Annotated in this window: 14 protein-coding genes; 11 read left to right on the forward strand and 3 right to left on the reverse strand. The window is 37.5% G+C overall.

Annotation, left to right across the window (positions count from 1 at the left end; genetic code table 11):
• The first annotated feature begins 9 nt into the window (after nucleotides 1-9).
• The 7 genes from SJW71_RS04100 to SJW71_RS04130 all read left to right on the forward strand — a co-directional run bounded on the left by SJW71_RS04100 (nucleotide 10) and on the right by SJW71_RS04130 (nucleotide 8127).
• Nucleotides 10-585, forward strand: a complete 576-nt coding sequence (locus SJW71_RS04100; RefSeq protein WP_274794496.1) for a TerD family protein — start codon at nucleotides 10-12, stop codon at nucleotides 583-585.
• Between the two features lie 298 nt (nucleotides 586-883).
• Nucleotides 884-2077 carry an HpcH/HpaI aldolase/citrate lyase family protein gene (locus tag SJW71_RS04105; RefSeq protein WP_274794495.1) on the forward strand — a complete coding sequence of 398 codons (1194 nt, stop codon included), beginning with the start codon at nucleotides 884-886 and terminating at the stop codon, nucleotides 2075-2077.
• Nucleotides 2058-3404 carry a phosphoribosyltransferase family protein gene (locus tag SJW71_RS04110; protein ID WP_431811765.1) on the forward strand — a complete coding sequence of 449 codons (1347 nt, stop codon included), beginning with the start codon at nucleotides 2058-2060 and terminating at the stop codon, nucleotides 3402-3404. The genes SJW71_RS04105 and SJW71_RS04110 overlap by 20 nt, the downstream gene beginning before the upstream one ends.
• Before the next feature lie 11 nt (nucleotides 3405-3415).
• On the forward strand, nucleotides 3416-4516 hold the full coding sequence (locus SJW71_RS04115; RefSeq protein WP_431812189.1) for a cysteine protease StiP family protein: 1101 nt from the start codon (nucleotides 3416-3418) through the stop codon (nucleotides 4514-4516).
• An 11-nt stretch (nucleotides 4517-4527) separates the two neighbouring features.
• Nucleotides 4528-5340 carry an HAD family hydrolase gene (locus SJW71_RS04120; protein WP_431811766.1) on the forward strand — a complete coding sequence of 271 codons (813 nt, stop codon included), beginning with the start codon at nucleotides 4528-4530 and terminating at the stop codon, nucleotides 5338-5340.
• Between the two features lie 98 nt (nucleotides 5341-5438).
• The gene (locus SJW71_RS04125) at nucleotides 5439-7070 is read left to right on the forward strand and encodes a YceG family protein (RefSeq protein ID WP_431811767.1); all 1632 of its coding nucleotides are present in this window, start codon (nucleotides 5439-5441) and stop codon (nucleotides 7068-7070) included.
• 22 nt (nucleotides 7071-7092) lie between these two features.
• Nucleotides 7093-8127 (forward strand): toxic anion resistance protein, encoded by a 1035-nt coding sequence (locus tag SJW71_RS04130; protein WP_431811768.1) that lies wholly within the window; start codon nucleotides 7093-7095, stop codon nucleotides 8125-8127.
• A gap of 137 nt (nucleotides 8128-8264) precedes the next feature.
• On the opposite strand, the gene SJW71_RS04135 is transcribed toward SJW71_RS04130, so the two are convergent.
• Entirely contained in the window at nucleotides 8265-9353 is a 1089-nt protein-coding gene (locus tag SJW71_RS04135) for an FUSC family protein (protein ID WP_274794490.1), read from the reverse strand.
• 134 nt (nucleotides 9354-9487) lie between these two features.
• Nucleotides 9488-10777 carry a glutamate-1-semialdehyde 2,1-aminomutase gene (locus SJW71_RS04140; RefSeq protein ID WP_274794489.1) on the reverse strand — a complete coding sequence of 430 codons (1290 nt, stop codon included), beginning with the start codon at nucleotides 10775-10777 and terminating at the stop codon, nucleotides 9488-9490.
• A 130-nt stretch (nucleotides 10778-10907) separates the two neighbouring features.
• On the opposite strand from SJW71_RS04140, the gene bcp reads away from it, so the two are divergent.
• The 3 genes from bcp (at nucleotide 10908) to perR (ending at nucleotide 12889) form a co-directional block, all read left to right on the forward strand.
• A complete protein-coding gene (gene bcp, locus SJW71_RS04145; RefSeq protein WP_274794488.1) occupies nucleotides 10908-11384 on the forward strand; it encodes a thioredoxin-dependent thiol peroxidase in 477 nt (158 codons plus the stop codon).
• Complete coding sequence (locus SJW71_RS04150) at nucleotides 11381-12325, forward strand: D-2-hydroxyacid dehydrogenase (RefSeq protein ID WP_312507514.1); 945 nt, start codon at nucleotides 11381-11383, stop codon at nucleotides 12323-12325. The genes bcp and SJW71_RS04150 overlap by 4 nt, the downstream gene beginning before the upstream one ends.
• Nucleotides 12326-12445: 120 nt before the next feature.
• Entirely contained in the window at nucleotides 12446-12889 is a 444-nt protein-coding gene (gene perR, locus SJW71_RS04155; protein WP_274794486.1) for a peroxide-responsive transcriptional repressor PerR, read from the forward strand.
• A 19-nt stretch (nucleotides 12890-12908) separates the two neighbouring features.
• Here the strand turns inward: perR and SJW71_RS04160 are convergent, their stop codons facing one another.
• Nucleotides 12909-13262 (reverse strand): YgzB family protein, encoded by a 354-nt coding sequence (locus SJW71_RS04160; protein ID WP_274794485.1) that lies wholly within the window; start codon nucleotides 13260-13262, stop codon nucleotides 12909-12911.
• A gap of 148 nt (nucleotides 13263-13410) precedes the next feature.
• On the opposite strand from SJW71_RS04160, the gene SJW71_RS04165 reads away from it, so the two are divergent.
• Complete coding sequence (locus SJW71_RS04165; protein WP_312507515.1) at nucleotides 13411-14298, forward strand: nucleotidyltransferase-like protein; 888 nt, start codon at nucleotides 13411-13413, stop codon at nucleotides 14296-14298.
• Nucleotides 14299-14357: the final 59 nt, after the last annotated feature.

Below are 14357 nucleotides of genomic sequence, written 5' to 3' on the forward strand. Positions count from 1 at the left end.
AGATTTTGAATGGCTATTCAATTAAGTAAAGGGCAACGAATTGATTTAACAAAGCAAGATCCTGGTTTAAACAGCATCGGAATTGGCTTGGGCTGGGACGTTAAGCAATTCGATGGTGGGCAAGACTTTGACCTTGATGCATCTGTATTTTTATTAGATGCATCAGGCAAGTGTCGTAATGAGCAGGACTTTATCTTTTACAATAATTTAGCAAGTGCAGACCAATCTGTTGTTCATACTGGTGATAACCGGACAGGTGAAGGTGATGGGGATGATGAGAAAATCCTTGTGAACCTAAAGCAAGTGTCTCCTCAAATTGAAAAGATTGTGGTGACGGTTACCATTTATGATGCAGAGGGGCGCCATCAAAACTTTGGACAAGTCTTAAATGCCTATGTTCGTTTGACGAATGAAGAGACTGGATCTGAGGTATTACGTTATGATTTAGGCGAAGATTTTAGTATTGAAACGGCTGTAGTTTTTTGTGAGCTGTACCGTCATAACGGTGAGTGGAAATTTGCTGCAGTAGGCTCAGGCTATCAAGGTGGACTAGCAGCATTAATCAACGCATATGGCCTACAGTAAAGAGTAGGGTAGGTATACGCTGAAGGGTCTTGGGTGATGTGAAGAACTGTGAGGTGACCAGTTTTACAGATTCTGTATCTTGAAGCCTTATCGTATTGCACTGAAAATTGCTACTATATTTGGCACCATCTTTCAAATGAAATTTTTCTTTATTAATTGCTGCATTCTTATTGACATTTGTTGCACACAAGATGAATAAGAAAACAGCAGTGTAAACAAGGCACTGTATTGGTCTGTATGAAACAGGCTGATACAGTGCTTTTTTCACAAAAGGCATAGTTATTGGGGAGAGGATACGATGCAACACTTTGCAACAGAAGCAGAGACTATTTTTTATAAGAAGCCACAGCCTTTTACAAAATGGGAATCGCCAGATATTTTGTCATATGCCCTAGGCGCTACTTTATATATGCCTGCTTCCATGCCTACAATTGTGAGTTTGATTCAATCACAAAAATATAAAGAACTCACATCACTCGTTATTGATCTGGAGGATGCAGTAGGGGATATAGAATTAGTAGATTGTGAAGCAAAGTTGATTGAGGATATGAGCGAGTTATACGAGCTCTACCAACAAAAACAACTACTACTTGAAGATCTTCCATTGCTTTTTATTCGTGTACGTCATGTTGAACAATTTCGTTATTTAACGACTGCTTTAGGAAAAAAGCAAGAAATCCTAACTGGCTATGTTTTCCCGAAATTTACAGCAGCAAAAGGCGCCTGTTATTTTGAAATTCTAGAACAAACAATTTTAGAGAATGATTTAGTTTTATATGGTATGCCGATTTTAGAGAGTCATGAGGTCCTCTATAAGGAATCTCGCATGGAAGCATTATTAGGCATTAAAGAAGTTCTACATCAATACAGAAACCGTGTATTAAATGTACGTATTGGTGCAACTGATTTCTGTGGTATTTACGGTATTCGCCGCCGCATGGACTCTACTATTTATGATATTAGTGTAATTCGAGATTGTATTGCAGATATTGTTAATATCCTTGGTCGCGAGGAAGATGGCTTTGTTATATCTGGGCCAGTGTGGGAGTATTTTAGTAATCAGCGTGTATTAAAGCCTGCATTAAGAGAAACACCATTTAGCGAGAAGGGTGCACTTGATACGAGGAAAGCATTATTAGACGATTGTTTAGATGGATTAATGAAAGAAGTTCTCATGGACAAACAAAATGGCATTGTGGGTAAAACGATTATTCATCCTAGTCATATTCGAGTCGTGCATGCATTATATGCGATTTCCTTTGAAGAATATCTAGATGCGCTAAGTATTATAGAAAATAATGATGGCCGTAAAGGTGTGATGAAAAGCCATCATGCTAATAAAATGAATGAAATCAAACCACATATGAGATGGGCACAGCGAATAGTAAAACAGGCACATGTCTATGGCGTATATCATGAATCCGTTGATTTTGCCTCCCTCTTATTAAACTCTGATATAGGTGGTAGTATTTATGCAACAACAAATGAGTAAATTAAGTATTTTACCGGATTATTCAATCGATATTGAAATTACCTCCAATCCGCACCAATTTGAACTAACTGATTTATTTAAAATGGCAGCCCGTATTAATAAGAAAAGGCAATTTTTGTTTGTAAGCACCGTTCTAGGTAAACATTTAGCTGTACGCCCACAAGTCCCTTTACTGACTGGAGCTCTTTTAGCCTTGATGTATCATGAGAATCTTACTGGAGATAAAGCAATGACTTCGGATGCCGTTGTAAAAGCTTTAAAAGATGGGAATAGGTTCGATGAGGTTCAAAATTCCGTTGAGGGCAGCATAGAGTTAGCACAAGAAACATTGTTTATAGGATTTGCTGAGACGGCTACTGCCCTAGGACATGCAGTATTTAATGCGTTCCATTCAAACGCTATGTACATCCACACAACACGTGAAGTTCTTCCTGATTTAGAGCCATTTATTACATTTGAGGAAGAACACTCACATGCGACAAGCCATAGAATTTATACGGAAGATCCTGAAGCTTTACTGCAAGCTAAACGCATCGTGTTAATTGATGATGAGATTACTACTGGTAATACGGTCATTAACATTATTCAAACGTTAAGAAAGAAATTTCCGTTAGTTAGGCAATATGCTGTGTTATCTATTTTAGATTGGCGTTCCGAGCAGCAGCAAATGCTCTTTAAAAATTTAGAGGATCAGTGGGATATTTCTATTGAGTTCATCGCAATCATGTGTGGACATTTTAGTTGTTCAGGGACTCCCAGCTTAACAAGCATACAGCCAAGCGTACAAACACAGAGTGCACAGGATATGACATTGTGGCCAATTCAAGTGTCTGCTGATCGCAAAACTTTCCAATCAGTTGCAGAGAACGGTTTAGTAAACAAACAACCTTATTTAGTAGCAACAGGAAGATTTATGCTTACTTCAAAACAACATGTTCAACAAAAGGAAATGCTACAAGCAATCGCCCAGCAATTAAAAGGGCTACGTACAGATGGACCAGCACTTGTCATTGGAACAGGTGAGTTTATGTATGTTCCTATGCAAATTGCCTCTTACTTAGGGAACGATGTATATTTTCAATCAACCACGCGCAGTCCAATTTATTGCTCGGATGATGTTGGGTATGTGATTACAGAAAAAATTGCCTTTGAGAGTCCAGAAAATAATGGGGTTCAAAATTATTTATATAATGTTGAAAGTCAGTCCTACACGGAACTTTTTGTTGTGGTGGAACGTATAGCAAGTAAAGAGGTAGTTGCCCGTATGGTAAAGGCACTACAAGAAGTTAGTAGCGCTACAATATATGTGATTTGTATGCATGAATAGGAGGTTGAATGATGATATCGACTTTACAGCTAGATAAAATGGGCAGCTATGCGCCAGAGGACGTTACTTTTTTATTGCGTGATATAGGAAATGTATTTCTTGAAATGGATAATGAGAAACGTGAGCAGCTTATTCAATCAGGCACACATTATTCAGAAATGCTACCAATAGAGAAGCAACCATCCGATACGTATATGAATCTTTTTTATAAAACGTTAGACGCTTATGCAGAAAGAATTGCAATTGCTGTTGGCGTAGTGGCAGAGCAAATAATCGAAAGTAGGGGGTTAGACAATTTAATTCTTGTTAGTTTAGCCCGAGCAGGTACACCTATCGGCATTTTAATCAAACGCTATATATCTATGCGTTATAGGGTGAATGTTCCGCATTACTCCATCTCTATTTTGCGCGGTCGCGGTTTTGATGAAACAGCCATTCGTTTCATTTTGACACAGCATCCTCTCGGCTGTCTTCAATTTATCGATGGTTGGACTGGTAAAGGGGCAATTACCAATGAATTAATTCAATCCTGTCAAAAATTTAATGCGCAATACCAAGGGCAATTGAATGCCAATTTAGCTGTATTGGCCGATCCTGGGCATTGTGCAGCCATTTATGGTACTCGAGAAGACTTTTTAATACCATCTGCTTGTTTAAATTCGACTGTATCGGGATTGGTGAGTAGAACGGTTTTAAATCGACAATTTATGGATGCGAACGACTTTCATGGTGCTAAATACTATAAAGAATTAGAGGATCTAGACGTCTCCAATCTGTACATAGAACGTATTGTCACATGCTTTGAACAGGTGCAGAGTACAATTATGCAACAATTACAAAAGCAGGACGAATCTCCAATTACTTGGGAGGGCATGAAGTCTGTGCAAAATATTCAACGAGATTTTTGTATTGATAATATTCATTTTATCAAACCGGGTGTTGGTGAGACGACAAGAGTTTTGCTGCGACGTTTACCTTGGAAAATTTTAATTAATCCGCGGTACATGGATGAACTGCAACATATTTTATTTCTTGCCCAAGAAAAACATATAGTAATAGAAGAATATTCTAATATGTCCTATGCATGTTGTGGTTTAATAAAAGAAATATAGAGGAGATTAAGATGATACTATTTACATCGGATTTAGATAGAACACTTATTTATTCTAAACATATGATGAAACTGTTTCCACCTGCTACAGAGACATTGGTAGTTGAACACAAAGCTGAGGAAGCAATGAGTATGATGACGCAGGCAACCGCAACACTATTACATCAGGTACATCAACAAACACTCTTTGTACCTGTTACGACTAGGGCGTTACATCAATATAAGAGAATCCATTTTATTAATGATTTGTGTCCTACTTTTGCAATTGCAAGCAATGGGGGTACAATATTAGAAAAGGGTCAGCCATATGAAAAATGGACGAAAATCTTAAGCAGACGTATCGAGGATTCCTCTATTCCTCGTGAGGATATGTTAAAGCATTTTTATACCATTCAATCTGAAACATGGCTACAACGTACTTTGTATATAGATGATCTTTTTTACGTCCATCATGTGGATATTGAAGTTTTACCCCACGATGAATTACAAGCTATAATTCAAGAGTTTGATGCTCATGGTTGGTATGTTCTTCTACAAGGTAAAAAACTGTATTTTATGCCAAAGGTACTGACAAAGGAAGCGGCTATCGAATATATAAAAGAATTCTGTACATACGATGTGCATATAGCAGCGGGTGACTCTATTATGGATTATGGAATGCTGGCAATAGCTGATGTAGCTTTTACACCGAACCACGGAGATTTAAAGGATAAACAGCCAAAAATTCTACAAAATACAACTTACTCGGCTCACAACGGTGAAGCATTTACAAAGGACTTGCTAGAAATGGTCTTGCAAATAGCTTCACACCAAACCGTTGTATAGGTTATTCAAATATTTTTTGTAGTCATAAGGTAGAGTCGTCCTATGACAATTGAAATCCTCAGCATATGCTGAGGATGATTTTGAGGAGGTGCGTTTGTATGCAAACAATCACAATTAAATCAGTGTTGGAGCGTCACCCTGATGATTGGCTACAGGCGTTTCAAGATTCACCAAGGGATCGTGCATTTTATGAGGAAACAGCACAGCAAGTGAGTTTTAGCAGGATTGCGGTTCGTGTATTAGGCGTACCAATCGAAGAAGATGATTATTTTAATTCATTATTTACATTGTCACAAAACCCTCAGATCCATATTTTAAGTGAAGAATTAAATAAGCATATTGAGCAAAAGGATTTTCAGGCTATACAAAACATTTTATCGCAGCATCAACAAACGCCAAAAGGGCTATCAATTAACCGTTTAGTGGCGATGATGTATGGCCATCAGTTAATTCCCAAACATGATGATAGCGTAATGAATCGACATTTACAGCTAGCAACTATTAAAGTTGTGGAGCTCTTTCAAGAACAACAATCACTAGGTCTGCTATCAAATGAATTTCGCCGTTTTTTAATTGATATGGTGAAATGGTTAAAAAATCATTGGATTCAATGGACAAAAACAATGAATCCAACAGATAATTTTCCAAAAGTTGTTTGGTATGGGGACACAACGGTCAGCCAACGTTATTTTTTATTACTTTTAATGGAGCTTGGATGTGATGTATTAATTTTTCATCCAGCTAAAATAGATGAGTTCGCTGAAATTGATCCTACAGAGTCGTTTTCCATCACATACTCATATCCCAACCAAACAACTTTACAGCCATTTCCTGACAAGCTCCGTGATCGCCAGTCAACTGTAGGTTATCGTTCTAGTCAGCATTTCGAGCAATTAATGCATGATCAGCAATCAGGTGTTTATAAGCCTTGGCAGTTTAAGGATTTTATGCCACGGTCATTAACATTACGGATGACATATGATGATATTTTTATTTATGCTAAAGAAAAAGCATTGGTTCGACCACAATTTGAGGTAATTGGCAACGAGGTAGTCATTCCAGTCATCTTTGCAAAAATAAGTGGGGTTTCGAGTAAACGAGAAGAGTATTGGCATTATATGCATCAGTTACTAGCAAGTCCACAAACTGTTTTTGTACAGGACTTCCCTTTTACAACTACGAGCAGGGCCAATTTTCATTTTCACTATAAGCATTGTCTCGTGAATGGTGAACTATCTGTAGAGCGCATTATGCAAAGCGATTGGTGGCAATATGGTGAATTAACATTCGAGCTACAGCATGCAATTGCCCACACAATAAAAACGTCATGTGAACAACCAATGTTAAAACAACAGCCAAATGAAACGTTATATGATTTACAGTTATTTATATTTAAACAACTAACGATGATTCCTCAAGATATCTTACGGTTACTGCAAGGCTTTGATTATTCACAAGAGGTACCAAAAATCGTGTTATTCCAGGCGCCTCAACAACCAGCATTATCGCGTGAAGATATTGCATTATTAGCATTTTTAAATCGCTTTGGTATGGATATTATCTTATATAATCCAACAGGACAGTTAGACTTAGAAAAGCATTTGCAAGATGATACTTACGATGTACATCGTTTAGAACATATGCTGTTTGACTTGCACTATGAGGAACCTAAGCAGCAAAAAAAGGCACCCGACAAAATCATCAAAAAGCTCTTTAATCGTTTTTTCTGATGATAGGAAGGAGGCAGCACAAATGTCAAATATCTCGTTATCGCTGGAACAGCTAACACCTGAAACAGCAGCAGCCGTTAAAGAACAATTAAGAGACCATGTAGAGATACAGCAAATTGCCAATCAAATCAATATAAAAAACCAGGTAGAGCTAATGGCATTGGGAAAAGAACCAGCGACAAAATTAGCAAAGTTCTCTGATCAACTATTAGATATCGTTACCCGCTCTGCCTCTTTTGAATCAAATACATTATTTAAGCAGCTTGAAACTTTAATGTTGTCATTTGACAAAAAAGATTTTGCTGAGCAAAGAGGGTTCTTTAAAAAGCTCTTTGCACGTAAACCTAAAAATGATGACGATCTATTTGAAAAATACAATGTACTTGGTAGAGATATTGAGAAAATTCATTATCAATTTGTGCTTATGGAAGAAGAATTAGCTAAGGATAATCGAATACTTGCACGATTATATAATGAAGATTTAACGTACTATCTAGAGCTGGAAAAATATATCGTAGCAACAGATATGAAATTACATGAAGTACAAACAACATTAATCCCTATGTATGAAAAACAGGGAGAGGCAGGCAATCAGGTAGCAAAAATGGAGCTGAATCGTTTGCAAGCTATTGCCGAGTTACTCCAGCAGAAAATAGACGAGTTGGAAAAGTCGCGTATGGTGGCCATTTTAACTGCCCCTCAAATTGACATGCTGCGAAATGGTAACAGTGAGTTGATTGAACAAATTAATGGGGCTTTTGTTAAAACCATTCCTGTTTTTAAAATGGGTTTGATGAATGCAGTTAATGAAAGACGTCAACAATTACAAAGTCAATCAGCATCTGCCTTTGAAGACCGTATGAAGCAATTTGGGGGAGCCAGCAAGGAAGCGGTTCAATTAAGTACTGCTATGGCTCAACAATCTAGCACAACGCAGAGCCTAGAAGAAATGTGGGATATTATTGTTTCAGGTATTGCAAAATATCAGCATTTACGTGATGAGCAAACCATTAAGCGTCAGCAAGCAGAGCAACAACTGTTAACATTGCGGCATTAATTCACTTCCTCTAAGTAGATTACTACTTGGGGATTTTTTGTATGTAAATACAACAGATTTCTTTTTCTAGAGGGCGAGGTTTTCAGCGGGTGTTCAAAACCCGCTGAATAAAATAATCTACCACCCTAAAATGCTAACTAGATGAACTCTTCTTCAAATTCTACATTAATTTCATGTCCATGGTAGCTTTGGTAAGACACGATAAGCGTGTCTAGATGTTCTAGATTTTCTTCATAATCTAATATGCGCGATAAAATATAAAGTAAATGATAGCTAGAAAATTCTGTATCGCCCTCTTCGCGAGCAAAGTTAATTTGCTTGATGAAAATTTCCATTAGCTCATTACGTTGGACATAGTCAATGCTTTTGCTCCACTCTGAATGCTCAGGCTTAAGTTTCCCTGTATATTTTAAGAGTAATTGCTCATGGTAAGTTAACAAGGAATCAAGTCGCTCTTGAATCATTAAGTGAAATTGTGTAGGTAGCTGAGCTAGTTCATTTTCATGGTTATGCAACCGCTGAAGCAGTTCTAAACTTTTTTTGGAAGTTAAAATCATTTGACGATAGACCACTAGTTTACGTGCTTTCACATACTTTTTATTTTTTAAGTAATTTCGTTCTTCCTTATATAAATCGTACAATGTATCAACTCGTAACATACGACTTTTAAATTTACTTAATGCTGCCTTTGTAGAGGTATGTTCAGAAGCCTGACGTACAGCAAGTCGTGTCCAACGAATAATATCATCCTGTAAAATATAGATTTTGCGGAATAGTTTTACCTCGTATTTTGGTGGTAGGAAAAATAGGTTTACAACAAATGCTGCCAACACCCCAACCAAGATTGTCACAAAGCGTATTAAACCAAACGTTAAAAAGTCATCGCCTTGAAACTCCATAATAGCTACGACTGACACCAATGCCAGCGAAAGTGATTTTTCAAGTTTAAACTTTAACATTAAACCAATAGCAATTATGACAGCTATACCAATGGCTACAACATGATGGCCAAAAAGTAAGCCGAAAATGACGGCAATTGTCGCTCCTATAATATTTGCTTGTACTTGCTCTACAATGGTTTGATAAGAACGATAAATAGAAGGCTGAATCGCAAAAATGGCTGCAATTCCAGCAAAAACAGGTGAAGGTAGTTTTAATAACTCTGCAATAAACAGGGCAAAAACGATAGCAACACCAGTTTTAAATACACGGGCACCTAATTTCATAAAGATGTCCTTTCTGTCTAATATTTTTTTAGTTTCTTTACATTATAGAAGGAAGTGCACATAAAATACATAGATTTGCATGCATGAATAAGAAAAAGGCGACTTAACTCGTAAGTCGCCTTTTTATTGACACATTATGACAATTGAGAAAAAGCATAATCTACAGCTTTAATGGTTTCAAGAATGTCTGCTTCTGTATGCTCAGTTGTTAGGAACCAAGCCTCATATTTAGATGGCGCTAAATTAATACCTTGTTCTAGCATTAATTTAAAGAAGCGCCCAAAGATTTCACCGTCAGAGTTTTCAGCTTGCTCATAGTTTTCTACTTTCACATCTGTAAAGTAAATAGTTAGTGCTCCTTTAAGACGATTTAATGTAATAGTTACACCGTGTTTTTTAGCCGCCGTTAAAATACCATTTTCTAAAATACCACCTAGTCGATCCATCTCATCGTAAATACCTGGTGTTTGTAGGACTTCTAGGCAGGCAATCCCAGCTTGCATTGAGGCAGGATTCCCAGCCATTGTCCCTGCTTGGTAAGCTGGGCCAAGTGGTGCAACTGTATCCATAATTTCTTTACGACCACCATAAGCACCGATTGGTAAACCACCACCAATAACTTTACCAAGTGCAGTCAGATCAGGTGTGAGGCCAAGTAAATTTTGAGCTCCACCATAGTGGAAGCGGAAAGCAGTGATAACCTCGTCGTATATCGTCAATGCTCCTTTTTCTTTTGCGGTAGCATGGACCAATTCAAGGAAGCCTGGGTTTGGTTCTACAATTCCAAAGTTCCCTACGATAGGTTCGATTAAGATAGCCGCAATTTGGTCGCCCCATTTATTCATTGCCTCAGTAAAAGCTTCTGGGTTATTAAACGGTACTGTAATAACCTCCTCTGCTGTAGAAGTCGTCACACCTGCAGAGTCAGGAGTTCCTAATGTTGCAGGACCAGAGCCAGCAGCTACTAATACTAAATCGAAGTGACCATGGTAGCAGCCTGCAAATTTCATGATTTTTGTACGACCAGTATAGGCACGAGCAACACGAATGGTTGTCATAACTGCCTCTGTACCAGAGTTGTTAAATCGTACTTTATCCATAGAAGGAATAGCTTCTTTAAGCATTTTAGCGAATGTAACCTCATATTCAGTTGGGGTTCCGAAAAGTGTTCCGTTTTCTGCAGCATGTGTAATTGCCTTAGCAATATGTGGGTGACCATGTCCTGTCACGATAGGGCCATAAGCGGCTAGATAATCAATATAACGGTTGCCATCTACATCCCAAAAATAAGCACCTTTTCCTCGAGCCATTGCCACAGGAGAACCGCCACCTACTGCTTTATATGAACGAGAAGGGCTGTTTACACCACCAACGATGTGCTGTAACGCCTCTGCGTGTACTGCTTCAGATTTTGCGTGATTCATTGTATTGCCTCCTAACTTTTTATACGTAATCTATTGTAGACCTATCGTTGTAAGAAATCCAAAGAAATTAAGAGATATGACTTGATTTGTTACTTAGAGTAAAATAGAACCTACAAAGGAGGAGATTGTTATGACTTTACTGGAAGGACAAAAGGCGCCAAATTTTTCTCTAATGAACGAAAAGGGGGAAATGGTGCATTTATCTGATTTTAAAGGTCAGAATGTTATTTTATATTTCTACCCAAAGGATATGACACCAGGCTGCACGACAGAAGCATGTGATTTTCGAGATAAGTTTGAGGACTTCAGTCATTTAAATGCTGCTGTTCTTGGAGTAAGTCCAGATGATGCAACTAAACATACGAAATTTATTGATAAGCACGGCTTACCGTTCTCACTATTAGTGGATGAGGATCATGCAGTTGCTGAAGCATACGGTGTTTGGGTTTTAAAGAAAATGTATGGTCGGGAATTTATGGGCATAGAGCGTTCAACGTTTTTAATTGATACGGAGGGTAAGCTTGTAAAAGCTTGGCGCAAAGTACGTGTGAAAAATCATATTGAAGAAGTTTATGCCTATTTAGCAGAACGGGAGGCAGAGAAATGAGAGTTTATTTTACATTTGAACCTAGACCGGATTTACGTGAGCCGTTGCTAACCGATTTTCCACAGCTTGATTTTGTATTTGACAGTGGATTATCAAATGAAGAGCTTCAGCAAGCTGATATTTTAGTTACATATGGTGAAGATTTAACAGAAGAGAATATCCAATATGCAACTAAGTTGAAATGGATTTTCGTTGCTTCAGCAGGTATAGAAAAAATGCCAGCCCGAGCTATTATGGAACGTGGTATTTTAGTTTCCAATGTACGGGGAATTCATAAAACACCAATGGCAGAATCAATGCTAGCCCATATTTTAGCGATTAAACGTGCTTTGCCTTGGATGTATGAGCAACAAAAGAAAAGTGAATGGTCCAAAAAAGCAAAGCAAACCGAATTACGAGATAGCACAGCGCTAATTTTAGGGCCAGGTGCTATTGGCTCGGAAGTTGGACGTTTATTGCAGGCTTTTGGAGTAACGACGATTGGCTGCAACCGTTCGGGGAAAGAAGCGGCCTATATGGATAGTATGATTAGCTTTGCCCAATTAAAAGAAGCCTTACCCAATGCAGATATCGTCATTTCTGTGTTACCAAAAACACCAGAAACAACGCATTTATTAAAAGAAGAGCATTTTGTTGCCATGAAAAGCAGTGCTATTTTCATGAATTTTGGTCGAGGGAACTTGGTTGATGAGAAGGTGCTTATTCAAGCAATTGCAACAGAGCAAATTGGCTACGCTGTTTTAGATGTATTTGAAGTAGAACCTTTGTCATCGGATAGTCCATTATGGTCCTTCTCAAATGTTATTGTATCGCCACATATTTCAAGTCATTCTTCTCGTTATGTTGAACGAAGCTTAGAGATCTTTAAGCCAAGTCTGATAAAATGGCTGAAGGGCGATACTGATTTAGAAAATGTTATGGATTTATCAAGGGGATATTAAGGGATAGCCATTGTTAGAAGAAGGATAAAGAGTATGTGATTGTTGACGAAGTAGTGCGAATTGGATACACTAATTATAACAATTATAAATTAATAATACTTATGGAAGAGGTGCATGACGATGTCTGCAACGCATTTACAGGATGCACTGGACACGTTAAAAACAACTGGTGTACGTATTACTCCTCAGCGTCATGCTATTTTGGAATATTTGATTCAATCAATGGCACATCCTACTGCCGATGAAATTTATAAAGCACTTGAGGGCAAGTTTCCTAATATGAGTGTAGCGACTGTCTATAACAACCTGCGCGTATTTCGTGAGGTGGGTCTTGTGAAAGAGCTGACTTATGGAGATGCTTCAAGTCGCTTTGATTTCGTGACAAATGATCATTATCATATGATTTGTGAATGCTGTGGCAAGATTGTCGATTTCCATTATCCTGGACTCGACGAAATTGAGCATTTTGCATCTCAGGTAACTGGCTTTGATGTGCACTCGCATCGTTTAGAGATATACGGCACTTGTCCATCATGTAAAGAAGTAACTGCTAAAATACAATAAAATCCTAGCTCTTAATGGGCTAGGATTTTTTTGCTTTATGATTATAGGATTGATCGAACTCTTTACCTTCTAGAGAAGGATCAAGTGTTAAAGGTTCATTGCAGTACATGCACATATCTACACGACCTAATACTTTTGTGTGTTTATGACAATTCGGGCATTCAACTTGTACAGCTCTTGTTGACAATAATCCTATCCATGCATATACAACTGTACTTCCGATAATACATAAAACCCCAAGTGTCATAAAAATTAAAACTAGTATCGGGCTATTTTTAAAGAAAATACCTCCATACATAACAATAAAACCGATAAAGATTAGTGCTAATGCGAATGAACGAATTTTATTAATTTTACTTTTATAAGGTTTCATTTTTCATCTTGCCTCCCAATCTAAAATCTACTATAACATATAAGGGCAAAGTATTTTAGCTTTGAGAAGGTTGAAAGAAGGAATACTTTTAGAGTATGTCGAATTTTTAACGGAACAATGGAATCTACATGAAAAAGGGGGGCTGAACATGGAGCAAGTCTTGCGTCCAATATACCAAGAACGTGCAAGTCAGTCGAACACACTAGGCGTCATTTTAGTGGAAAAGCGTGAGGAAAAAAGTAACGTTACAGATACTTTTGATACAGTATTACTAATTATCGTAAAAGAAGCAGAGCAGCCTGTCTTTTCGAAACATTACCTATATGAAGGAAATAAAGTTGCTCTACATACTGTTACGGAGAAATTAATAAGAAAATGGTTGCTTATTGGTTCTAATAAGAAGGTAGTCGATTGGATTTTCTTTGGAAGAGTTTTATTTGATCGTAATGAATTTTTGCATAAATTAAAAATAGAATTGCAGGAATTCCCTTACAGTGGACGTAAAATTAAAACTGGTATCCAATTTTCGAAGTTGATTCGTCGTTATCTAGAAGGGAAAGAGTACTTTGATAAAGGGAGTTACTTGGATGCTTATAATCATGTGGTTGATTCCCTACATCATTTAGGCCGTCTCTCTATTATAGATAGTGGATTGTACCCTGAAGTAACGGTCTGGGCACAGGTAAAAAAAATCGAGCCAGCCATCTATAAATTATATGAAGAGCTTGTCACAAGTAATGAGCCGATAGAAAAGCGCTTAGAGTTATTATTTTTAGCAAGTGAGTTTTTAATACATTCTCGTACACGTGATGGAGCACAGCATATTTTAGAAGTCATGCAAACAAAAGAAATGTGGACTATTCAGGAATTGCATGATCATCATGAGCTCATGAATTACTCAGTAGATTTAGAAGTGTTTGTAGAGTATTTAGTGGATAAAGGCTATATTCAAATAGAACCAATTGCTGCGAAAAGTGATATGATTTTTCACCGTCATTACAAGGTAAATAAAGAAGCTCTAGAAATGGAGCTATGACTGTAGTATGCTTGTAATCGAGGTATTTAAAAATACCTCGATATTTTTTTAGAAAAATA

It is taken from the genome of Lysinibacillus sp. FW12 (assembly GCF_050817245.1).
Classification (GTDB): domain Bacteria; phylum Bacillota; class Bacilli; order Bacillales_A; family Planococcaceae; genus Lysinibacillus; species Lysinibacillus irui.